This is a genomic window from Stenotrophomonas sp. 10N36 (assembly GCF_056395005.1).
In genome coordinates, this window is record NZ_JBFTIS010000008.1 from 168,854 (window position 1) to 190,930 (window position 22,077).

The following is a 22,077-nucleotide window of genomic DNA, read 5'->3' on the forward strand; positions in this document are numbered from 1 at the left end:
TGGCGAATCACTACGGGGGACGCAGGCAATCGGTCCATCACCTCTTGGAGCGCCTCCCCTCATGACCAAAAACACCCCCCTCATGCCCCTGAGGCATGAGCCGCCCGCACCCCATCAGGTAAGCTAATCGCCTCAGTTCGACAGGAAATTCGCAGGTGGCTGACTCCCCCCAGGCTTCTCCGGCGTCCGCGCGCCCGCTGCAAGGCCAGAAGCTGTTGTTGTGCGTAGGGGGCGGCATCGCCGCCTACAAGTCGCTGGAACTGGTGCGTCGCCTTCGCGATGCCGGGGCCCAGGTGCAGGTCGCCATGACCGCCGGGGCCCAGCAGTTCGTCACCCCGCTGAGCTTCCAGGCCCTGTCCGGCCAGCCCACCCGCACCACCCTGTGGGACAGCGCCGCCGAGCAGGCCATGGGCCACATTGAGCTGGCGCGCTGGGCCGACCGCATCGTGGTGGCCCCGGCCACCGCCGATCTGCTGGCCCGGCTGGCCCACGGCAACGCCGATGACCTGGTCACCACGCTGTGCCTGGCCACCACCGCGCCGCTCACCGTGTGCCCGGCCATGAACCACCGCATGTGGCAGCACCCGGCCACGCAGGCCAACATCACCCTGCTGCGCCAGCGCGGCGCGCAGGTGATCGGGCCGGAAGACGGCCCGCTGGCCGAAGGCGAATCCGGCCCGGGCCGGCTTACCGAACCCAATGCGATTGTTGCGGCATTGGCCGCGCTGCAGGCGCCGGCCGGTGCCGACGCCGCGCCCGCGCAGCAGCTCAAGGGCCTGCGCGTGGTCATCAGCGCCGGCCCCACCTATGAAGACCTGGACCCGGTGCGCTACGTGGGCAACCGCAGCAGCGGCAAGATGGGCTACGCGCTGGCMGCGGCCGCCGTGCGCCAGGGCGCGCAGGTGGTGCTGGTGAGTGGTCCGGTGCAGCTGCCCACCCCGGCCGGGGTGCAGCGGGTGGATGTGCGCTCGGCCGCGCAGATGCGCGAGGCGGTGCTGGGCGCGCTGCCAGCCGACATCTATATAGGGGCGGCGGCGGTGTCCGATTACACCCCGCGCCAGGTGGCCCCGCAGAAATTAAAGAAGACCGCCGGCACCCAGACCCTCACGCTGGAGCTGGTGCGCACGCCGGACATCCTCGCCGAGGTGGCCGCGCAGACCAACGCGCTGAAGCTGGTGGTCGGCTTTGCGGCCGAAACCCACGATGTGGAGAAGTACGCGCGCGGCAAGCTGGTGGACAAGCGCCTGGACCTGGTGATTGCCAACCAGGTGGGCATTGCCACCGGCGGTTTTGAAAGCGATGAAAACGCGGCCACGGCCTACTGGCAGGGCGGCGAACAGGTGTTCCCCGGTACCTCCAAGGCACTGCTGGCCGAACAACTGTTGTCCCTGATTGCCCAGAGGTTGCACGCATGAGCGTTGATTCCACCCTTCAGCCGTTGCAGGTAAAGCTGCTCGATCCGCGCTTCGGCGATACCTGGCCGCTGCCGGCCTACGCCACCGAGCACAGCGCCGGGCTGGACCTGCGCGCGGCGCTGGAAACCGAACTCACCCTGCAGCCGGGCGATACGGCGCTGATTCCCAGCGGTATCGCCATCCATATCGCCGACCCGAACCTGGCCGCCGTGGTGCTGCCGCGCTCGGGCCTGGGCCATCGCCACGGCATCGTGCTGGGCAACGGCACCGGGCTGATCGACGCCGATTACCAGGGCCCGCTGCTGATCAGCGCCTGGAACCGCGGCCGCGAGCCCTTCACGCTGCAGCCGGGCGACCGCATCGCGCAGCTGGTTGTGCTGCCCATCGCACGCGTAAGCCTGCAGGTAGTGGATACTTTCACCGACAGCGCCAGGGGAACGGGTGGATTCGGCCATACCGGGGTGCGCTGACCAGGGGGAAGTTCCATGAGCAAGGCGAAGGCGGAAGGGCAACCGAAGCTGGCAAGCAAGCGCACCGGGCCACTGGTAGTGGTCGCGCTGGTGCTGCTGGCCGCATGGTTTGGCTGGAGCGCGGTGCGGCAGTGGCAGCAGGCCTCGGTGGGCACGGAGCTGGAACAGTCGCGTGACCAGATCGTGGGCGGGGTGCAGACGGCCCTGAGCGGCCAGCTGGATCAACTGCGCAAGCTGGTAAAGAGCGAGCGTGTGGCAACGGCGCTGCGCAACGGCGATGGCCAAGCCACGGCCGTGGCCATCCGCGAGGGCTGGCCGGGCACCGAAGAGGTGCAGGTTGTCCCCGCCAGCCTGGACGCGGCCTACGCCGACCCGAAGGCCTTCGGTTACTCGCGTCTGGCGCTGCTGGAAGCGGCCAACGCCCAGAACGAGGTGGTGGCGCGCGTGGTGCGCGATGCCGGCGGCCAGCGCCTTGGCCTGGCGGTGCCGGTGGTACTCGGCGCGCAGGGGCCGGCGCTGGTGTACGTGCGCCAGCCGCTGCTGCGGCTGACCGCCACCTTTGATCAGGTGCGCGTGCCGGGCGCGGGCTACGTGGCCCTGCGCCAGGGCGGCCACAACGTCATTGAACAGGGCAACGCGGGCCTGGCCGAAGGTGCCGAGGCGCTGGCGCGCCCGATCGGCAAGAGCGGGCTGCGTCTGGCCGCGGCCGTGCCGGATATTGAACCGGGCCCGCTGGGCCTGGGTGCCATTCCCAGCGCGGTGGTGGCGGTGCTGCTGCTGGCCATCGCCGGCATGCTGCAGTTCGGCAAGGGCAAGGTGCCGATGCCGCGCCGTCGCGCGTCGAAAGACGCCACCGAAGAAGACGGCCCCACGCTGCGCGAAAGCCTGGAACAGGTGCCGCTGGCGGTGGTGCCGGCCGTGGCCGAAGGCGGTCCGCCGCCGGTGCCGGGCGTGGCGGGGCAGGACGTGCCGGCCGGTATCTTCCGCGCCTACGACATCCGCGGTGTGGTCGGGCGCGAGCTCACCCCGCAGGTGGCCGCGCTGATCGGTCAGGCCATCGGTTCGGTGCTGCAGGTGCAGGGCCTGCGCGAGATCGTGGTGGGCCGCGATGGCCGCCTGTCCGGCCCGGAACTCAGTGCCGGGCTCATCGAGGGTCTGCGCCGCGCCGGCTGCGATGTCATCGATATCGGGCTGGCGCCTACCCCGGTGGTGTACTTCGCCAGCTACCACCTGCGTGCGGGCAGCTGCGTGGCGGTGACCGGCAGCCACAACCCGCCGGACTACAACGGTTTCAAGATCGTGGTGGGCGGCGAAACGCTGTCGGGCGATGCCATCACCGAACTGTTCCAGCGCATCCGCGACGGCCAGCTGCACGTGGCCGCCGAGCCGGGCAGCCTGAAGCAGCGCGAGGTCAACGCCGATTACATCCAGCGCATCGCCGACGACGTGCAGCTGGACCGCCCGCTCAAGGTGGTGGCCGATGCCGGCAACGGCGTGGCCGGCGAACTGGCCCAGCCGCTGCTGGAAGCCATCGGTGCGGAGGTCATTCCGCTGTACTGCGATGTGGATGGCACCTTCCCCAACCACCACCCGGACCCGRGCGACCCGCACAACCTGGAAGACCTGATCCAGACCGTGAAGCGCTTCGACGCGGACATCGGCCTGGCCTTCGACGGCGACGGCGACCGTTTGGGCGTGGTCACCCGCGAAGGCAAGATCATCTATGCCGACCGCCTGCTGATGCTGTTCGCGGCCGACGTGCTGATGCGCAACCCGGGCGCGCTGGTGATCTACGACGTGAAGTGCAGCGGCAAGCTGTCCGACTACGTGCTGCGCAACGGCGGCAGCCCGCTGATGTGGAAGACCGGGCATTCGCTGATGAAGGCGAAGATGCGCGAAACCGATGCCGAGCTGGCCGGCGAGATGAGCGGGCACTTCTTCTTCAAGGAGCGCTGGTTCGGGTTCGACGATGGCCTGTATGCGGCGGCGCGCTTGCTGGAAATCCTGGCCCAGCGCGAGGAGACGCCGTCGGAGGTGCTGGACGAACTGCCCGACAGCGTGTCCACGCCGGAGCTGAAAGTGCCGGTGGAATCGGGCACTCCGCACGCGCTGGTGTCGCTGTTCGTGTCGGCCGCGCAGGTGGAAGAGTCGCCGTTCGCCGGCGCCCGCCTGGCTACCATCGACGGCCTGCGCGCCGATTTCCCCGATGGCTGGGGGCTGCTGCGCGCATCCAACACCACGCCGGTGCTGGTGCTGCGCTTCGAGGCCGATGATGAAGCGGCGCTGGAACGCATCAAGACGCTGTTCCGCGACCAGCTGCAGCCGTTGTTGCCGGGTGTGGATCTCGGGTTCTGATGGGCGTGGGTACCGACCAACGGTCGGTACCTGCCGTCGCACCATCGGGTGGGCCACGACGGTTGGTCGCGGCGCGCCCGATCGAATGCCGGATCCCGCACGGCATCCCGGTTCGCACACGGACAACGAGATACCGCCGGTAGGGTCGCATCCCAATCGACTGCCGTGAAACGGGCAACGTTCGATGTCGGCATGACCGTAAATCGAAACGCGTTTCTCCGCCGGTGTTCATGCCCCAACCGAACGCGGGGAACGTATCGGCGGTCGATCGGGATGCGACCCTACCGGGGATCCTGATCCGCACGGCATCCAGATTCGCACATCGACAATGCGACATCCGAGGTAGGGTCGCATCCCAATCGACTGCCGTGGAAACGGGCAACGTTCGATGGTGGCATGACCGTAAATCGAAACGCATTTCTCCGCCGGGGTTCATGCCACAACCGAACGCGGGAAACGCGTCGGCGGTCGATCAGGATGCGACCCTACCGGGGAGCCTGATCCGCACGGCATTCCGGTTCGCACATCGACAATGCGGCATCCCTGGTAGGGTCGCATCCCAATCGACTGCCGTGAAACGGGCAACGTTCGATGTCGGCATGACCGTAAATCGAAACGCGTTTCTCCGCCGGTGTTCATGCCACAACCGAACGCGGGGAACGTATCGGCGGTCGATTGGGATGCGACCCTACCAGGTGTTCCGGCACCACGGTGACGGGCATGCAAACCACACCCCACCGCCTCACCCCTTGAACCGCAACCCCACGCCGGGTTCGGTGAAGACGTACCGCGAATCCAGCGCGGAATCGCCCAGCTTGTGCCGCAACTTCCCCACCAGGATCCGCAGGTAATGCGTGTCTTCCTGATGCGTAGGCCCCCAGATCTCCTGCAGGATCTGCGGCTGGGTCACCACGCGCCCGGCGTTGCGCAACAACAACGACAACAACGCGTATTCCTTGCGCGTCAACGCCACCGGCGCGCCATCCAGGTGCACTTCGCGGCGCACCAGGTCGATATGCAGATGCCCGTCATCGAACTGCGGCAACACGCCATCGGCCGACACCGTGCGCGAGCGCAGCAACGCCCGCACCCGCGCCATCAGTTCCTGGGTGCCAAACGGCTTGGTCACGTAGTCGTTGGCGCCGTTGTCCAGCGCCCGCACCTTCTCGGTTTCACCGGCGCGCACGGTCAGCATGATCACCGGCACCTGGCTCCACTGGCGCAGTTCGGCCAGCACCTCGTGGCCTTCCATGTCCGGCAGGCCGATATCCAGGATCACCAGATCCGCGCCTTCGCTGACCAGCGCTTCCAGCCCGGCCTGGCCGGTGGCGGCCTGCACCACGCGGTAGCCCTGCGCGCGCAGGCTGATGTCGAGGAAGCGGCGGATCTGCGCTTCGTCGTCAATCACCAGCACGCGCGCCGGGGGTGCACCTTGGGGCAGGTCAGGGGTCGTCGTGGTCATCGGCAGGGTGGGGTTGCAGCAGGGGCAGCGTAATGCGGATCAGGGTACCGCGTCCGTCGCGCCCTGGCAGTGCCTGCACGCTGCCGCCATGGGCGCCGATCATGCCCTGGCAGATGGTCAGCCCCAGCCCGGTGCCATGCCGGCCGCGGTCGCCACGCTCCACGCTGTAGAACATGTCGAAGATGCGCGCGCGCTCGTCGTCGGGAATGCCGGGGCCGGCGTCCAGCACGTCGATGCGCAGTTCGCCCTCCACCAGCCGCGCCTGCACTTCCACCGCCGCGCCGGGCGGGGAGAACTTGGCCGCGTTTTCCATCACGTTGAACACGGCCTGTTCCACCAGCGCCGGGTGCACCCAGATCGGCGCCAGCGTGGCCGGGATGTCCAGCTTCAACTGCACCTCCGGCTGGTAGCGCTGCAGGCGGCGCGCGGCCGAGCCCACCAGCTCGTCCACGCCGATCCAGTCGCGGTTGATCTGCAACCCTTCGTGGCCCAGCCGGGTCATGTCCAGCAGGTTCTGGATGTAGCGGTCCAGCCGCTCGCCTTCCACCAGGATGGTGTCCAGCAGGGCGCGGCGGTCCTGCGCGTCCATCGCGTCGGCATAGCTGCCCAGGCTGTCGGCCGAGCCGATCATCGCCGCCAGCGGCGAGCGCAGGTCGTGCGACACCGACGACAGCAGCGCCGAGCGCAGGCGCTCGGTCTCGTTGCTCACGTGTGCTTTTTCCAGGTCCGCTACCAGCTGGGTGCGCAGCGCGGCCTGGGCGATGTCATCCACCATCGCCTCGGCCAGCTGCCGCTGCTCGGGGGTAAGGCGCGGCGCGTTGCGGGCGAAGCGCATGCCGGCCACGCCGATGGCGCGGTCGTCGCCGTCCAGCAGCGGCAGGAACCACCACTCCGCGCCGGCCAGGGTGTCGGTGAAGCGGCCGCTGGGCTGGCCGTGGCGGCGTGCCCAGTCGGCGGCGGCCAGGTCGGTGTCGCCCGGCGCGGCACTGCCGCTGGTGCTGGTGTCCTGGCCGATGCGCAGCCACGCCGGTGCGTCCATCGCCTGTTCCAGCGCCTCGCGCCCGGCCTGGGCCACCTCTTCATTGCTGGCCGCGCGGGTCAGCTGCCGGCCCAGTGCCTGGCGCGCGTTGGCATGCCGGTTGGCCGCGCGCAACGCCAGCACCTGCATGCGCAACCGCGACGCCAGCCGCCCGGCCACCAGCGCGGCCGCCAGGAACAGGAACACGGTGATCACGCCCTGCCGTGCGCTGATGGCAAAGGTGAAGCGCGGGGCGATGAAGAAGAAGTTGTAGGCCAGGAAGCACAACGCAGCAGCAATCACCGCCGCACTGGTGCGGCTGCGCGCGGCCACCATCACCACCGCCACGATGAACACCATCGACAGGTCGTACAGCCCTACCCAGCGCTCGGCCACCAATGCCACCAGACAGGCAATTGCCGTGGCGCCCAATGCCAGCAGGGTGTCTTGGCCGGTACTGCGGCTGGGCACGCTCAACCCGGTGCGCCGTGCGCGTGCACGTGCCTGCGGGGTACCGATGATGGTGATCTCGTAGTGCGCGCCACGCTGGATCAACTGCTGGGTGAGCGTGCGGTTGAGCATGCGCGCGACCGGGCGCTCGCGGGTGCGGCCCAATATCAGGGTCGACACGCTGTTGTGCGCGGCATGGTCCAGCAGCGCATCGGCAATGCTGGACCCATGCAGCAGCTCGGCCTCACCGCCCAGGCGGCGGGCGAGGGCGAACGCCGCGTCGATCTCGCGCCGGGTGGCCTCGTCGTTGCGGCGGCCCTGCACGGTCACCACCGTCCACGGCGCATCGCGACGCTCGGCAATGCGCCGGCCCACGCGCACCAGGTACTCGCTCTGGCCCCCGCCATCGATGGCCACCAGCACGCGGCGGCGCAGCGGCAGGTTGCCTTCGCCACGCGCGGCGCGGGTCTCGCGCAGGCTGCTGTCCACGCGGTCGGCCGCTTCCTGCATGGCCAGTTCGCGCAGCGCGGTGAGGTTGGCCGGCGAGAAGAATGCCTGCAATGCCTGCGCGGCCTGCTCGGGCACGTACACCTTGCCCTGCTGCAGGCGCTCGATCAGCTCGCGCGGCGGAATGTCCACCAGCACGATGTCGTGCAGGCGGTCCAGCACCGCATCGGGCACGGTCTCGGTCACGCGCACACCGGTGATGCGCATCACCACATCGTTGAGGCTTTCCAGGTGCTGGATGTTGACCGTGGTCCACACATCGATGCCGGCCTCCAGCAGTTCCATCACGTCCTGCCAGCGCCGCTCGTGGCGGCTGCCGGGCACGTTGCGGTGGGCCAGTTCGTCCACCAGCACCAGCGCCGGGTGGCGCGCCAGCACCGCGTCCAGGTCCATCTCGCCCAGCACGTGCTGTTGGTAGTCGCGTTGCACCAGCGGCACCTGCGGCAGGCCCTCCAGCAGCGCCGAGGTTTCGGCGCGGCCGTGGGTTTCCACCAGCCCCACCACCACGTCCACGCCACGGCGCAGTTGCTCGTGCGCGCGGCTGAGCATGCTGAAGGTCTTGCCCACGCCGGGGGCGGCACCGAGGAACACGGTGAGTTTGCCGCCGGCTTCGCGTTGCAGGCGTTCAACCAGGGCATCGGCCTGGCGGGTGCGGGGGTCGCTCATGGGTGGCGATTGTGCGCCCGGCGGCGCGATCCTGGCATCACGGCGTGGCCTTCCGGTCATCCAACGCCAGGTTCAACGTCATCACGTTCACCCGGGGCTGCCCGAACACGCCCCACTGTGGACCCAGCGTATGCGCCTTCACCAGCGCCGCCACCTGCTCAACCGGCAGCCCACGGCTGCGCGCCACGCGCGCCATCTGCACCTGCGCGGCGGCCGGCGACAGCTCCGGGTCCATGCCGGCGCCGGACTGGGTCACCAGGTCGCCGGGCACCTGCGCCGGCGTTATCCCTTCGCGCGCGGCCACCGCGGCGATGCTGGCCTGCACGCGTTCCTGCAGCGCCGGATTGGTCCGGGCCAGGTTGCTGCCCGCTGCGGCCATCGGGTCGTAGTTGGCCGCCGACGGGCGCGCCTGGAAATAGCCGTCGCCGGTGAACGGCTGGGCGATCAGCTGCGAGCCGCGCACCTGGCCATCGCGGATGAGCAGGCTGCCGTCGGCCTGCGCCGGGAACAGCAGCCGGCTGGCGCCGGTGGCGGCCAACGCGTACGCCAGGCCGAGCAGCAGCAGGCTGACCAGGCCCAGCATCAGCGCCGGGCGCCACGCGCCGTGCTGCTGCAGGGTGGCCGCATCCACGGCGCGCGCACGCGCGGTGCGGGGCAGGGAGGTTGCAAGTGAGCGGTTCATGCGCCGAATACCGAGACAAGGAAGAGGTCGATCAACTTGATGGCCGCGAACGGCAGCAGCACGCCGCCCAGGCCGTACACCAGCATGTTCCGGCGCAGCAGCGCGGTGGCCGTGGCCGGGCGGAAGCGGACGCCGCGCAGTGCCAGCGGAATCAACGCCGGAATCACCAGCGCGTTGAAGATCAGCGCCGCCAGCACCGCATTGCGCGGGCTGGACAAGTGCATCACGTTCAAGGCCGCCATCGCCGGCAGGGTGGAGGCAAACAGCGCCGGCAGAATCGCGAAGTACTTGGACACATCGTTGGCCAGCGAGAAGGTGGTCAGCGCACCGCGCGTGATCAGCTGCTGCTTGCCCACTTCCACCACCGCCAGCAGCTTGGCCGGGTCCGAATCGAGGTCGACCATGTTGCCGGCCTCCTTGGCGGCCTGCGTGCCGGAGTTCATGGCCAGGCCGATGTCGGCCTGGGCCAGCGCGGGGGCGTCGTTGGTGCCGTCGCCCACCATCGCCACCAGCCGCCCACCGGCCTGTTCGGCACGGATGCGGGCCAGTTTGTCTTCCGGGCGCGCCTCGGCGATGTAGTCGTCCACGCCGGCTTCGGCGGCAATGGCCGCAGCGGTGAGCGGGTTGTCGCCGGTGATCATCACCGTGCGGATGCCCATGGCCCGCAGCTGCGCGAACTTCTCGCGCATGCCGTGCTTGACCACGTCCGACAGCTCGATCACGCCCAGCACATGCCGCCCTTCGCAGACCACCAGCGGGGTGGCGCCGTTGCGCGCCACCTGCTCCACGCGGCCCGGCAGTTCGGCCGGCACCGTGCCACCCAGCTCCCGCACATAGGCGGTGATCGCATCGGAGGCCCCCTTGCGGATGCGCCGGCCGCCGTCCAGGTCCACGCCGGACATGCGGGTCTGCGCGGTGAATGCCAGGTAGTCCGCGCGGTCCGGTTCGGCAGTGGTGCAGCCCTGCTCGCGCGCCAGGCGCACGACGGACTTGCCTTCCGGGGTGGGGTCGGCCAGCGACGACAACAGCGCCGCTTCGCGCAGCTGCGTGGCGTCGATCCCGGCCAGCGCATGGAAGTGGGTGGCCTGGCGGTCGCCGTAGGTGATGGTGCCGGTCTTGTCCAGCAGCAGCACGTCCACGTCGCCGGCCACTTCCACTGCCTTGCCGGATTTGGCCAGCACGTTGGCGGCCAGCGCCCGGTTCATGCCGGCAATGCCGATGGCCGGCAGCAGCCCGCCAATGGTGGTGGGAATCAGGCACACCAGCAGCGCGATCAGCAGCAGCGGATCAACCTGCACGCCGACGAACGCACCGATCGCCGGCAGCGTAGCCACCACGATCAGGAAGGTCAGCGTCATCGCCGCCAGCAGCAGGGTCAGCGCGACCTCGTTGGGCGTCTTCTGGCGGTTGGCGCCTTCCACCAGCGCGATCATGCGGTCCAGGAAGCTGTGGCCCGGCTCGGCGGTGATGCGCACGATGATCTGGTCCGACAGCACCTTGGTGCCGCCGATCACACCGCTGCGGTCGGTCCCGGCCTCGCGCAGCACCGGCGCCGATTCACCGGTCACCGCCGCTTCGTTGATGGTGGCCAGGCCCTGCACGATCTCGCCGTCGGCCGGAATCAGTTCGCCGGCACTGACAATCACATGGTCGCCCGGGCGCAGTTCGGCGGCCGGTACCTGGGTTTCGCTGGCCCCCGCATGCGCGGCAGCCAGTCGGCGCGCGCTGAGGTCCTGGCGCGCCCGCCGCAACGAGGCCGCCTGGCCCCGCCCGCGGGCTTCGGCCACGGCCTCGGCGAAGTTGCCGAACAGCACGGTCAGCAGCAGGATCGCGGTGACCGCCAGGCCGAAGCCCAGCGGTGCGTTGCCGCTCAGGGTGACCACCAGGCTGACCACGGTGCCGGCCATCACCACGGCCATCACCGGGCTGTGCAGCAGGTGACGGGGCGACAGTTTGATCACCGCATCGCGCAGGGCGCGGCGCCAGCCGGCCGCGTCGAGCAGGCGCTGGCGGCGGTGGGAAGAAACGTTCAAGGGATAGGTACTCATGGGGTCACATCTCAATGCAGGGTCAGCGACAGGTGGTCGGCCACCGGGCCCAACACCAGCGCCGGCATGAACTGCAATACGGTCAGGACAACGATCAGCGCGATCAGGGTCAGCGCGAAGGTCGGGGTTTCAATCTGCAGCGTGCCGGCCGATTCCGGGGCGCGCCGCTTGGCGGCCAGCTGGGCGGCCACGATCAGCGGAATCACCAGCACCGGGTAGCGGCCCAGCAGCAGCACCAGCGTGCAGCTCAGGTTCCACCACGGGGTGGCATCGCCCAGGCCTTCGAAGCCCGAGCCGTTGTTGGCGAACGCCGACACATACTCATAGAACACCTGGCTGACGCCGTGGAAGCCGGGGTTGGAGGTGCCGGTGATGGACGGAATGGCCAGCGTGATCGCGGTGAAGCCCAGGATGGTGATCGGCTGCAGCAGCACCAGCAGGGCCAGCAGGCGCACCTGCGGGGTTTCCAGCTTGCGGCCGAGCAGTTCCGGGGTACGCCCGGTCATCAGCCCGGCCAGGAACACACCCAGCAGCAGGTACACGATGAACTGCTGCAGGCCGCAGCCAATGCCGCCCCAGATCGCGTTGACCAGCATGTTCACCATCGGCACCGCACCGGCCAGCGGGCTCAGCGAGTCATGCATGCCGTTGACCGAGCCGTTGGACACCTGGGTGGTGATGGCCGCCCACATGCCGGTGCCGTCCGCGCCGAAGCGCACTTCCTTGCCTTCCATCAGCAGCGGGCTGGCCGCGGTGGCCGAGTGACCTTCCAGCCACACCGTGGCCGCCACCGACACGCTGGACATCGCCAGCATGCAACCGAACACCAGCCCGGCCAGGCGCTTGCGCCCGGTGAACGCGCCCAGCATGAAGATCACCGCGATGGGAATCAGCAGAATGCCGATCAGCTCCAGCGCGTTCGACAGCGGGGTGGGGTTTTCCAGCGGCATCGAGCTGTTGGGGCCATACCAGCCACCGCCGTTGGTACCCAGCTGCTTGGCCGCCACCATTGCCGCCACCGGACCCAGCGGCAGTTTCTGCGTGTCCATGCCGGCGGCGGCATCGATCGGCGTGGCCTGCGGACCGGCCGCCAGCGTGGACGGTACGCCCTGGCTGGTCAGCAGCACCGCCCACAGCAGGCACAGCGGCAGCATGAAGCGCACGCACGAACGCACCACGTCGGCGTAGTAGTTGCCCACGTCCACGCGGCGGTCGGCGCTGAGCTGCGCGGCCTGCTGTGCGTCCACGTCTTCCGGACGCGCACCGAACAGGGCGCGCAAGGTGGCCACCACCAGCGCCAGACCCATCATCGGCGTCACCACCTGCAGGCCGGTGATGGCGGTCATCTGCGCGAAGTACGACAGCTGCGCTTGGCCCGAATAGTGCTGCTGATTGGTGTTGGTCAGGAACGACACCATGGTGTGCAGCGCGGTGTCCCAGCGCATGTTGGGGATCTGGTCGGGATTGAACGGCAACCAGGCCTGGGTCATGAAGACGGCCTGCACCAGCACCGCGATCACCACGTTGCTCAACAGGAAGGCGCCCACATAGCCGCGCCACGACATGCCGCGCGCCGGGTTCACGCCCAGCAGCCAGTACAGCGGTTTTTCAACCAGCCCGAACAGCGCATCGCCGCGCATCGGCGCACCGCGCATCACCCGGGCCAGGTACAGCCCAAGCGGAAAGGCCAGCACGATGCTGGCCAGCAGAATCAACAGGATCTCGGTCATGGTCGGCTCCGGTCAGAACGCTTCGGGCCGAAGCACGACATACAGCAGGTAGGCGGCGGCAACCAGCACCAGCACGCCGCACAGCAGGGAAAGCCAGGCAGACATGGCAATGGCCTCAGGCGCAGGAAAGAAGGGCGCCGGTGCAGGGCGCACCGGCGGCAGGGGAAACAGGCAGAAACAGGCTCATGGGACGTCCAGGTGGAACCACTCCACGTCAGGCGCCCATCGTGTTCCCCACCGGCGTAAACGCTCCACGCCGCAACCGGCCCCGCCGCGTAAAAAGTGCATAAAACCTGCGCAGGCATGCCCATCGCGCCACCCGCACACCGCCCCGTAGAGCCGGGCTCTGCCCGGCTGCCCGCAACGCGTCAACTGCCCCGGATCAACGGCAGCGGGGCAGAGCCCCGCTCTACCTTCGGATCTACGGCAGCGGGGCAGAGCCCCGCTCTACGTGGTCGCCGTCCGCCCGCACGCACAAAAAAAGGCGGCCCCAAGGCCGCCTTTCCTTCCCGTTGCACCCGCGCGCTTACCCGCGCGGATCGGTCGCCACGCCCTTCAGCAACCGGTACCGCTGCAGCGTCTCCTCGATCTCCACATCCAGCGCACGGCGCTGCTGCTCGAACGAGTTCTGCATGCGCAGCTGCGCCACCAGTTCGGTGTGCCGCTGGCGAATGCTCGCCGCCTGCTTCTCCACCACCGGCTGCCCGGCCAGTTCGCGATCGCCGGCAGTGCCCAGCAGGCTCACCAGCGCGTCGCGCAGGCTGGCCACGTTGTAGCGCGCGGTCTGCACGTTGTTGTCGATGATGCCCGTGCGCTCCACGAACACCCGGCGCAGGTCATTCTCGTTTTCATACGTGGACAGCATCGCCTGCTCGGTACGCTGCCGGGTCTGCTCGGCGGCCAGGTCGAGCTGGCGCTGGGCGGCGGCCACCGCTGCCTCAGCGCGCTCTTCCTCGGTCAGGGTGCGCTCCACCTCGCCACGGCGCAGGCCGCTGGCGGCGCTGAACTCCTCGCGGGCGTTGTTGATCGCGTCCTGCGGCAGCGTATCGCTGCAGATGCGCTCGGACCCCTTGTTCCAGCAATACAGCTTCTTCGCCTTCGCCTCGCCCTTGCCGCTCTGGGCGTGCACGGGCAACGTGGCAACGGCCAGCAACAGGCCGATGGCGGTGATCGAAACAATCCTGGACATGGTGGTCAGAGCCCCCTGCTCTCAACGCGTAGGACGGGTGCCGTAGCGGGACCGGTAGTCCTCCAGCGGCTGCCGGTACCCCACAAGTTCCGGATTTCCGGAGGCAAAATCAAGCAGGTCGGCCAGCGTGGCCACCGCCACCACCGGAATACCCGCTTCCTCGGCGACCGACTGGGCGGCCGACCGGCGGTCGGTTTCCGAGGCGATTTCCTGGCGGTCCAGCGCCACCACGATCCCGGCCGGGGTGCCACCGGCGTCCTTGATGATGCCCAGGGCCTCGCGGATGGCGGTGCCGGCGGTGATCACGTCGTCCACGATCAGTACGCGCTTGCCATTCATGTCCGCGCCAATCAGGTTGCCCCCTTCACCGTGGGCCTTGGCTTCCTTGCGGTTGAACGACAGCGGGAGGTCGCGGCCGCGCTGGGCGAACTCGCAGGCGGTCGCGGTGGCCAGCGGGATGCCCTTGTAGGCCGGGCCGAACACCACGTCGAACTTCAGCCCGGTGGCTTCCACCGCATCGGCGTAGCAGGCGGCCAGCTGGACCATGCGCACGCCCGAATCGAAGCGGCCGGCATTGAAGAAATAGGGGCTCAGGCGGCCCGACTTGAGGGTGAACTGGCCGAAACGCAGGGCATCGGCGGTCAGGGCCAGTTGCAGGAAACGGTGGCGATGGTCGCTCATCAGGACTCTATTCAATTCATTTGGACCGCAAATCCTAATGCATGGGCGCCTTTTTCGCCCTCCGGGGCCCCGCGGCGCGGGGTCGCAGCCCGGGCAGGGGCCCCCGGCCGGCACACAGTGCCGCCGCATTCCGGCACGCCGCGGCTAGGTCTTCCCGGTATGCTTTCCCGGTTACCGCTTCAGACCTGGACCCGCATGCGCATCATCAGCTTCAACGCCAACGGCATCCGTTCGGCCGCCACCAAGGGCTTCCTCGACTGGTTCCGCGCCCAGGACGCCGACGTGCTCTGCATCCAGGAGACCAAGGCCCAGGAAGACCAGCTGACCGACCCGATGTTCCGCCCGGACGGCCACCACTGCTTCTACCGCGACGCCATCACCAAGAAGGGCTACAGCGGCGTGGCCATCTACAGCAAGCGTGAGCCCGACCAGGTCATCACCTCGCTGGGCTGGGCCCCGTTCGACGACGAAGGCCGCTACATCGAGGCCCGCTACGGCAACCTCAGCGTGGTCTCCTTCTATATCCCGTCGGGCAGCTCGGGCGACCTGCGCCAGGGCTTCAAGTACGAAGTGATGGAATGGCTGCGCCCGATCCTGGCCGAGTGGCTGGCCAGTGGCCGCGACTACGTCCTGTGCGGCGACTGGAACATCGTGCGCTCGGCGCTGGACATCAAGAACTGGAAGTCCAACCAGAAGAACTCCGGCTGCCTGCCGCCCGAGCGCGACTGGCTCAACGGCCAGTGCGTGGACACCGACCAGGCGCTGGACATCGCCGCCGGCCAGGGCTGGACCGACGCCTACCGCTTGCTGCACCCGCAGGGCGAGGACTACACCTGGTGGAGCAACCGCGGCGCGGCCCGGGCCAACAACGTCGGCTGGCGCATCGACTACCAGTTCGTCAGCCCCGGCCTGCGCGACCGCCTGCGCGCCTGCTCGATCTACCGCGATGAGCGCTTCTCCGACCATGCCCCGTTTACGGTGGACTACGCCCCATGAGTGAAGCGGTCGCCAAGCCGCGCCGGCCCTGGCAACGGGTGCTGGCCAACCTGCGCCAGCGCAGGGTGCTGGCCATGCTGCTGCTGGGCTTCAGTTCCGGCCTGCCGATCTACCTGGTCGGCAACACGCTCGGCTTCTGGATGCGCAAGGAAGGCATCGAGCTCACCACCATCGGCTTCCTGTCGTGGGTGGGCCTGGCCTATTCGATGAAGTTCCTGTGGGCGCCGCTGGTGGACAAGGTCAACGCGCCGCTGCTGGGGCGTTTCGGCCGCCGCCGTGGCTGGATGCTGCTGTCCCAGCTGGTGGTGGCAGTGGCGCTGGTGGGGATGGCGCTGGTCCAGCCCAAGGGCGGCCATTTCGTCTTTCTTGGCATCGCCTGGGAACACCTGGTGGTGTTCGGGGTCATGGCCACCGTGGTGGCGTTTGCCTCTGCAACCCAGGACATCGTCATCGATGCCTGGCGCATCGAGATCGCCGAGAACAGTGAACAGCTCGGGCTGCTGACCTCCTCGGCTGCGCTGGGCTATCGCACCGCGCTGCTGGTCACCGATGCGCTGATCCTGCTGATCGCCGCCCGGGTGGGCTGGCAGATCTCCTATGAAATCATGGCCGGGCTGATGGCGCTGGGCGTGGTGGCCGTGGTGATGGCCAAAGAGCCGGCGCGCGCGCAGCTGGCGGTGCAGGCCCAGGCAGCCGCGCTGTGGACGCCGCGCGGCCTGTTCGACGCACTGGTGGGCCCGTTCGTGGCCTTCCTGCGCGAACACCGCAGTGGCGCGATCCTGATCCTGCTGGCCATCAGCATCTACCGCATGGCCGATTTCATCATGGGCCCGATGGCCAACCCGTTCTACGTGGACCTCGGGCTGGCCGAGGAGACCGTGGGCGCGGTGCGCGGCTCGGTCGGGCTGGTGGCTACCTTCATCGGCATTGCCGCTGCCGGCCTGGTGTCGGTGCGCTGGGGCGTGCTCGCCACCTTGCTGGTCGGTGCGGTGCTGGGCCCGGCCTCCAACCTCGCCTTTGCGTGGCTGGCCTATGTCGGTCCGGACCCGACCAGCTTCGCCATCGCCATGGCCATCGACAATATCTCCGGCGGCTTCGCCGGCACGGCGTTGATCGCCTACATGTCCAGCCTGACCAGCATCGGGTACACCGCCACCCAGTACGCCTTGCTGAGTTCGTTCTACGCAATGCCGGGCAAGGCGCTGAAGGGACTTTCCGGCTGGGCGGTACAGTCGCTGGCCCAGGGCCGCACCCTGCTGGAGGGGTATGCGCTGTTCTTCACCGGCACCGCACTGATCGGCATCCCGGTGGTCATCCTGTGTGCGCTGCTGATCCGGCAGCAGCGCAAACGCGCCGCCTCCGTCTGACCCGCCGGTTGCCCGACGCCCCCCGCTGCGCCATGATCGACCCCGTTGTGCCGTGGGGGCGGTGCTTGCCAACGGGGGAGAACAATGGTCGATCTGCTGCTGCGGGATCTGGACCCGCTGTTGAACGAACGCATCCGGCGCGTGGCCGTCGCACGCGGCTGGACCCGCGAATACACCTGTGTGGTGCTGCTGGAGCAGGGCCTGTTCACCAGTGAACTGGAGGTCCGCAGCGGCTTCCAGAGCCCGGAAGTAGACGCCCTGGCCGACGCCATCGCCGCCTTGCAGGCCTTGCCGGACGCCCAGGGCGTGTAGAGCCGGGCTCTGCCCGGCTGCGCCCGCGCCAAGATCCACGATTGCCGGGCAGAGCCCGGCACTACGATCCGTTTCCCGCGATTGCCGGGCAGAACCCGGCACTACGATCCGCCCCCGCGATTGCCGGGCAGAGCCCGGCACTACGATCCGCCCCCCCACGATTGCCGGGCAGAGCCCGGCGCTACGCGCTGTGCCGCCTTACGCTTGGGCGGCTGTCGGCATCCACCGGTAGGGTCGCGCCCCAGCCGACTGCCGACCCCGGATCAACGCTCGATACCGGCATGACCCCGAAACCAGACCGGCGCTCCGGTCACGCCAGATGGATCGCCCCCAGAATCCGCGGCCCACGCGCGCCACTCACGCTCGGCAGGTTCCCCGGCAACCCGTCCAGCGTGCGCTGCGCCAACCACGCAAACCCCATCGCCTCCAGGTAATCCGGGTCCAGCCCGTGCACCGCACTCGACTCGATCACCACCCCCGGCAGCCGCGCCGCCAGCCGCCGCAGCAGCTGCGCGTTGCGCACCCCGCCGCCGCACACCAGCACCCGCCGGGCGCCCGGCAGGTGCGCCAGCAGCGCATCGGCCACGGTCGCGGCGGTCAGCTCCAGCAGCGTGGCCTGCACATCGGCCGCCGCGTGCTGGCCCTCGGCCATCGCCGCCTCCGCCCACGCCAGGTGGAACTGCTCGCGCCCGGTGCTCTTCGGCGGCGGCAGCGCGAACCACGGCTCCTCCAACCATTGCGCCAGCAACGCCTCATCCACCTGCCCACTGGCCGCAAATGCCCCATCGGCATCGAACGGCACCCCCCGATGGCGCTGGCACCACGCATCCATTAGCGCATTGGCCGGGCCGGTATCAAAGCCACGCGGCACGCCATCGCGCGGAATCAGGGTCAGGTTGGCAATGCCGCCCAGGTTGAGGATCGCCCGGTCTTCGTCGGCGGTACCCAACATGGCCAGGTGGAAGGCCGGCATCAGCGGCGCGCCATGTCCCCCGGCGGCCACGTCGCGGCGGCGGAAATCGCCCACGGTGGTGATGCCGGTGGCTTCGGCAATCCGGTTGGCGTCGCCCAACTGCATCGTGAAAGCGGGATCGGCCAGCGGCCGGTGGCGCACGGTCTGCCCGTGCGAGCCGATCGCGCGCACCTGCGCCCGGTCCACGCCGCTGAGGTCCAGCAGGGCATTGGCCGCGGCGGCAAAAGTAATCCCGATCTGCGCATCGATCCGCCCCAGCGTATCCAGCGACTCGACAGCGCCGCCTTCGCCCAGCGCAATCAGCTCGGCCCGCAGCGCCGGGTCCCAGGCATGGGTGTGGCCGAAAACGAACCGGCAGCCGCCCGCCTCGGGAAACTGCACCAGCGCGGCGTCGATGCCATCGGCGCTGGTGCCGGACATCAGGCCCAGGTAGAGCGGGGTATGCGGGTCAACGACAGCGGTCATGGCGGCACAGTCAAAACGGGGTGCGCCCAGCTTCCGCGCAACCCGTTGCCGCCGTCAATGCGCGCGTGTCCGCGCGCTGTACCGGGCGATCAGCCGCGGGTGCGCTTGGCCGGCTTGGCCACGCTGGCGGTCTGCGTCTGGGCCTGGGCGTCGGCCGGGGCGGCCTGCGGCGCCGGGCTGGCATCGGCGTAGATCAGCTTTTCCATGCCCTGGATGCGGGCCAGCGCCGGTGCGGTCTGCGCGCGGAACGCCACCAGCTCGGCACCCTTCAGCGGCTCCGGCGGCGGCATCGTCACCGACAGCGGGTTGCGGTGCTCGCCGTTGACGCGGAATTCGTAGTGCAGGTGCGGGCCGGTCGCCATGCCGGTCGAGCCCACATAGCCGATCACCGTGCCCTGGGCCACGCGCTGCCCGGTCTTGATCGCCCCGAAGCGCGACATGTGCCCGTACAGCGTGGTGTGGCCGCGACCGTGGTCCAGGATCACCACGTTGCCGTAGCCACGCTGGGTGCCGGCGAACTGCACGCGGGCATCGCCGGCGGCCATGATCGGGGTACCGGTGCGGGCGGCGTAGTCCACGCCCTTGTGCATGCGCATCTTGCCCAGCACCGGGTGCTTGCGCGCGCCGAAGCTGGAGCTCAACCGCGCGAACGGGATCGGCATGCGGATGAAGCTCTTCTTCAGCGGCCGGCCGCTCACGTCGAAGTACTCCGACTTGCCGTTGCGATCGAAGCGGAAGCCGCTGTAGGTCTTGCCGCCCGAGGTGAAGGTGGCGGCCAGGATCTTGCTGGTGTCCACCTTCTCGCCTTCGCGCCAGGTCTCATCCAGCACCACGCTGAAGCGGTCGCCCGGCTGCAGGTCCTTGGAGAAGTCGATGTCGTACTTGAAGATCTCGTCGGTCATCGTGGCAATCGCCGACGGCGACAGCCCGGCCTTGCGCGCGGCTGCATACAGCGAACTGGTGATTTCCCCGCTGGCCACGATGCGGCGGGTGGACGACTCGCGCTTGATCACCTTCTCGGCAATCTTGCCGTCGGCCAGCGACAGCTCGACCCGGTTGTCGGCATCGCGGTCGAAGCGGATGGTGCGCAGGTCGCCGGACAGCGGCAGGTCGAAGGCGATCTCCGCGCCGGGGCGCAGCTTGGTCAGCGCCTCACGCGCACCGGGGTGGTCCAGCACCTGGTGCATCACCGTGGCCGGGATGCCGGCCTCGTCGAACAAATTGCTCAGGGTCTGGCCGCGCTGCACCCGCAGCACCTGCCAGCTGTCGCCCGGCACCTGCTTCTGGCGTTCCAGCGACAGCGGCGGCAACGGCAGGGCCAGGGTGGAGTGGCCCACCGAGTAGGGCGATTCAATGGTGTGCGAGAAGCCCGGCACGATCGTGGCCACCAGGGCGCCGATGGTGGCGAACAGGCTGGCGTGCATCCAGTGCCGGCGCGTCCAGCGCTGGTTGAAGGCGGCAGGAAGATGCTGTTTGAGCTTCCGATGCAGGGCGGTGTCGTGGAGGACGTGGAGACGTTCCTTGAAGCGCGTCTTGCGCGCGCGGCCTTGATCGGAATTGAGCATCGTCGGTCTGTTCCTGGCTGGCCCGGGAGCGCGGGCCCAAACGTCGGTAACATAGACAGGTATAAATACCGCGTCAAACCCTTGTGCCTATTGGCTTTTGTGAAGCGCTTGCGGTTAACTACTACTTAACGTCATTCATATAAATAAGGCATTGCCGGGAGCTGTCACGTGTCATCGATTGAAGAAGCCATCGCCCTGATCGGTCGCGGTGCCGACGAAGTTCTCAAGCCCGAGGAGCTTCGCCAGCGCCTGGAAAGCGGCCGCCCGCTGCGGATCAAGGCCGGTTTCGACCCCACCGCGCCGGATTTGCACCTGGGCCACACCGTGCTGCTGAACAAGCTGCGCCAGTTCCAGGACCTCGGCCACCAGGTCATCTTCCTGATCGGCGACTTCACCGGCATGATCGGCGACCCGTCGGGCAAGAACGTCACCCGCAAGCCGCTCAGCAAGGACGACGTGCTGGCCAACGCCCGTACCTATGAGGACCAGGTCTTCAAGGTGCTCGACCGCGACAAGACCGAAGTGCGCTTCAATTCGGAGTGGTTCGGCAAGATGGGCGCGGCCGACATGATCCGCCTGGCCGGCCAGCACACCGTGGCGCGCATGCTTGAGCGCGACGACTTCGCCAAGCGCTATGCCGCCCAGCAGTCCATCGCCCTGCACGAGTTCCTGTACCCGCTGGTGCAGGGCTACGACTCGGTAGCGCTGGAGGCCGACGTTGAACTGGGCGGTACCGACCAGAAGTTCAACCTGCTGATGGGCCGCGGCCTGCAGGAGCACTACGGGCAGAAGCCGCAGATCGTGCTGACCATGCCGCTGCTGGAAGGCCTGGACGGCGTGGCCAAGATGTCCAAGTCGCTCAACAACTATATCGGGATCAGCGAACCGGCCATCGACATCGTCACCAAGACCATGAAGATCGGCGACGACCTGATGTGGCGCTGGATCGAGCTGCTCTCCTTTGATATCAGCCAGGCCGAAGCGCTCAGCCTGCGCCAGCAGGTGGAGGCCGGTGGCCTGAACCCGCGTGAGGTCAAGCTGCGCCTGGCCCGCGAACTGACCACCCGGTTCCATGATGCCGCCGCGGCCGAACAGGCCATCGCCGGTTGGAACATGGCGGTGACCGGGCAGGGCGATGTGACCCTGCTGCCGCTGCAGGAAGTGGTGATCCCGGCCGAAGGCCTGCGGATTGGCGCGCTGCTTACCGCTGCCGGGCTCACCCCGAGCAACTCCGAAGCCTCCCGCAAGCTCAAAGAGCGTGCGGTGAAGGTCGATGGCGAGGTCGTGGAGGACGCCCAGCAGGTGTTCGTACCCGGTTTCGAGGGCCTGGTGCAGGTGGGCAAGCGCAACTTTGCCCGCGTCCTGCTGGTGTCGGCCTAAGCGGCACAAGGGGTTCGGGCGGTTCCGGACCCCTATAGGATGAATGGGAGGGCGGCGGTGTGAAAAAAGTCGTCTTACCCCCTTCACAAACGACCCGGATAGGGACATACTTTCCCTCCCCCGACGCAGGGGTCGCCGCAAGGCGGCAACCGCGGAAGGAACCGGACGCCAACCACTTCGAAAGAAGGTGTTGACGGAAACGAAAAGCCTGACATAATAGGCGGCTCGCAACGACGAAAGCCTCTCGGGGCAAACGACGAAGCGGCATCGGCAACAACGTTTCGCTTCGGTGAAACGGCCTTGAAAAAAGGTGTTGACGAAGCAGATAAGCCGGTCTACAATGGGC

17 protein-coding genes are annotated in these 22,077 nt (G+C 68.4%); 7 read left to right on the forward strand and 10 right to left on the reverse strand.

All coding sequences use genetic code 11. The annotated features are described in order from the left end of the window. Positions 1-155 precede the first annotated feature (155 nt). Genes coaBC through AC1DCJ_RS10480 form a run of 3 tightly spaced genes read left to right on the forward strand, consistent with a single transcriptional unit; the run spans position 156 to position 4,240 of the window. Positions 156-1,415 (forward strand): bifunctional phosphopantothenoylcysteine decarboxylase/phosphopantothenate--cysteine ligase CoaBC, encoded by a 1,260-nt coding sequence (gene coaBC / locus AC1DCJ_RS10470; protein WP_137191804.1) that lies wholly within the window; start codon positions 156-158, stop codon positions 1,413-1,415. Beyond that, a complete protein-coding gene (gene dut, locus AC1DCJ_RS10475; RefSeq protein ID WP_038690973.1) occupies positions 1,412-1,885 on the forward strand; it encodes a dUTP diphosphatase in 474 nt (157 codons plus the stop codon). The genes coaBC and dut overlap by 4 nt, the downstream gene beginning before the upstream one ends. Positions 1,886-1,900: 15 nt before the next feature. Next, positions 1,901-4,240 (forward strand): phosphomannomutase/phosphoglucomutase, encoded by a 2,340-nt coding sequence (locus tag AC1DCJ_RS10480; RefSeq protein ID WP_478070896.1) that lies wholly within the window; start codon positions 1,901-1,903, stop codon positions 4,238-4,240. Positions 4,241-4,982: 742 nt separating this feature from the next. Here the strand turns inward: AC1DCJ_RS10480 and AC1DCJ_RS10485 are convergent. The 8 genes from AC1DCJ_RS10485 to pyrE form a co-directional block, all read right to left on the reverse strand. Next, positions 4,983-5,702, reverse strand: coding sequence for a response regulator transcription factor (locus AC1DCJ_RS10485; protein ID WP_051598917.1), 720 nt, complete (start codon positions 5,700-5,702; stop codon positions 4,983-4,985). Continuing rightward, complete coding sequence (locus AC1DCJ_RS10490; protein WP_141058117.1) at positions 5,683-8,343, reverse strand: sensor histidine kinase; 2,661 nt, start codon at positions 8,341-8,343, stop codon at positions 5,683-5,685. Before AC1DCJ_RS10490 ends, AC1DCJ_RS10485 begins: the two co-directional genes overlap by 20 nt. A gap of 37 nt (positions 8,344-8,380) precedes the next feature. Beyond that, positions 8,381-9,025, reverse strand: a complete 645-nt coding sequence (gene kdpC, locus AC1DCJ_RS10495) for a potassium-transporting ATPase subunit KdpC (RefSeq protein ID WP_137191800.1) — start codon at positions 9,023-9,025, stop codon at positions 8,381-8,383. Then, positions 9,022-11,073 carry a potassium-transporting ATPase subunit KdpB gene (gene kdpB / locus AC1DCJ_RS10500; protein WP_137191799.1) on the reverse strand — a complete coding sequence of 684 codons (2,052 nt, stop codon included), beginning with the start codon at positions 11,071-11,073 and terminating at the stop codon, positions 9,022-9,024. Before kdpB ends, kdpC begins: the two co-directional genes overlap by 4 nt. A gap of 11 nt (positions 11,074-11,084) precedes the next feature. After that, positions 11,085-12,803: a potassium-transporting ATPase subunit KdpA gene (gene kdpA, locus AC1DCJ_RS10505; RefSeq protein ID WP_038690966.1), complete on the reverse strand. Its 1,719-nt coding sequence runs from the start codon at positions 12,801-12,803 to the stop codon at positions 11,085-11,087. A gap of 12 nt (positions 12,804-12,815) precedes the next feature. Then, on the reverse strand, positions 12,816-12,908 hold the full coding sequence (locus AC1DCJ_RS10510) for a potassium-transporting ATPase subunit F (RefSeq protein ID WP_038690964.1): 93 nt from the start codon (positions 12,906-12,908) through the stop codon (positions 12,816-12,818). A gap of 421 nt (positions 12,909-13,329) precedes the next feature. Further along, positions 13,330-13,992, reverse strand: coding sequence for a hypothetical protein (locus tag AC1DCJ_RS10515; RefSeq protein WP_137191797.1), 663 nt, complete (start codon positions 13,990-13,992; stop codon positions 13,330-13,332). A 21-nt stretch (positions 13,993-14,013) separates the two neighbouring features. After that, a complete protein-coding gene (gene pyrE / locus AC1DCJ_RS10520; protein ID WP_038690961.1) occupies positions 14,014-14,673 on the reverse strand; it encodes an orotate phosphoribosyltransferase in 660 nt (219 codons plus the stop codon). Between the two features lie 195 nt (positions 14,674-14,868). Between pyrE and AC1DCJ_RS10525 the strand changes: the two genes are divergently transcribed. From AC1DCJ_RS10525 to AC1DCJ_RS10535, 3 genes are all read left to right on the forward strand, one after another. Beyond that, positions 14,869-15,669, forward strand: coding sequence for an exodeoxyribonuclease III (locus AC1DCJ_RS10525; RefSeq protein ID WP_038690958.1), 801 nt, complete (start codon positions 14,869-14,871; stop codon positions 15,667-15,669). Then, on the forward strand, positions 15,666-17,036 hold the full coding sequence (locus AC1DCJ_RS10530; protein WP_478070897.1) for an AmpG family muropeptide MFS transporter: 1,371 nt from the start codon (positions 15,666-15,668) through the stop codon (positions 17,034-17,036). Before AC1DCJ_RS10525 ends, AC1DCJ_RS10530 begins: the two co-directional genes overlap by 4 nt. A gap of 84 nt (positions 17,037-17,120) precedes the next feature. After that, positions 17,121-17,348 (forward strand): hypothetical protein, encoded by a 228-nt coding sequence (locus AC1DCJ_RS10535; RefSeq protein WP_038690954.1) that lies wholly within the window; start codon positions 17,121-17,123, stop codon positions 17,346-17,348. Positions 17,349-17,658: 310 nt separating this feature from the next. Here the strand turns inward: AC1DCJ_RS10535 and AC1DCJ_RS10540 are convergent, their stop codons facing one another. Both AC1DCJ_RS10540 and AC1DCJ_RS10545 read right to left on the reverse strand, forming a co-directional pair. Next, a complete protein-coding gene (locus AC1DCJ_RS10540; protein WP_137191795.1) occupies positions 17,659-18,786 on the reverse strand; it encodes an anhydro-N-acetylmuramic acid kinase in 1,128 nt (375 codons plus the stop codon). Positions 18,787-18,875: 89 nt separating this feature from the next. After that, complete coding sequence (locus AC1DCJ_RS10545) at positions 18,876-20,351, reverse strand: M23 family metallopeptidase (protein WP_141058112.1); 1,476 nt, start codon at positions 20,349-20,351, stop codon at positions 18,876-18,878. A gap of 168 nt (positions 20,352-20,519) precedes the next feature. On the opposite strand from AC1DCJ_RS10545, the gene tyrS reads away from it, so the two are divergent. Then, the gene (gene tyrS / locus AC1DCJ_RS10550) at positions 20,520-21,731 is read left to right on the forward strand and encodes a tyrosine--tRNA ligase (RefSeq protein WP_313246551.1); all 1,212 of its coding nucleotides are present in this window, start codon (positions 20,520-20,522) and stop codon (positions 21,729-21,731) included. Positions 21,732-22,077: the final 346 nt, after the last annotated feature.

What these genes read in the sequence shown, in the direction of transcription:
- dut (WP_038690973.1), top strand. Translation starts at nt 1,412, where the DNA reads ATGAGCGTTGATTCCACCCTTCAGCCGTTGCAGGTAAAGCTGCTCGAT.
- pyrE (WP_038690961.1), bottom strand. Translation starts at nt 14,673, where the DNA reads ATGAGCGACCATCGCCACCGTTTCCTGCAACTGGCCCTGACCGCCGAT.
- kdpB (WP_137191799.1), bottom strand. Translation starts at nt 11,073, where the DNA reads ATGAGTACCTATCCCTTGAACGTTTCTTCCCACCGCCGCCAGCGCCTG.
- AC1DCJ_RS10535 (WP_038690954.1), top strand. Translation starts at nt 17,121, where the DNA reads ATGGTCGATCTGCTGCTGCGGGATCTGGACCCGCTGTTGAACGAACGC.
- AC1DCJ_RS10545 (WP_141058112.1), bottom strand. Translation starts at nt 20,351, where the DNA reads ATGCTCAATTCCGATCAAGGCCGCGCGCGCAAGACGCGCTTCAAGGAA.
- AC1DCJ_RS10530 (WP_478070897.1), top strand. Translation starts at nt 15,666, where the DNA reads ATGAGTGAAGCGGTCGCCAAGCCGCGCCGGCCCTGGCAACGGGTGCTG.
- kdpC (WP_137191800.1), bottom strand. Translation starts at nt 9,025, where the DNA reads ATGAACCGCTCACTTGCAACCTCCCTGCCCCGCACCGCGCGTGCGCGC.
- kdpA (WP_038690966.1), bottom strand. Translation starts at nt 12,803, where the DNA reads ATGACCGAGATCCTGTTGATTCTGCTGGCCAGCATCGTGCTGGCCTTT.
- AC1DCJ_RS10490 (WP_141058117.1), bottom strand. Translation starts at nt 8,343, where the DNA reads ATGAGCGACCCCCGCACCCGCCAGGCCGATGCCCTGGTTGAACGCCTG.
- AC1DCJ_RS10525 (WP_038690958.1), top strand. Translation starts at nt 14,869, where the DNA reads ATGCGCATCATCAGCTTCAACGCCAACGGCATCCGTTCGGCCGCCACC.
- AC1DCJ_RS10540 (WP_137191795.1), bottom strand. Translation starts at nt 18,786, where the DNA reads ATGACCGCTGTCGTTGACCCGCATACCCCGCTCTACCTGGGCCTGATG.
- AC1DCJ_RS10510 (WP_038690964.1), bottom strand. Translation starts at nt 12,908, where the DNA reads ATGTCTGCCTGGCTTTCCCTGCTGTGCGGCGTGCTGGTGCTGGTTGCC.
- AC1DCJ_RS10515 (WP_137191797.1), bottom strand. Translation starts at nt 13,992, where the DNA reads ATGTCCAGGATTGTTTCGATCACCGCCATCGGCCTGTTGCTGGCCGTT.
- AC1DCJ_RS10485 (WP_051598917.1), bottom strand. Translation starts at nt 5,702, where the DNA reads ATGACCACGACGACCCCTGACCTGCCCCAAGGTGCACCCCCGGCGCGC.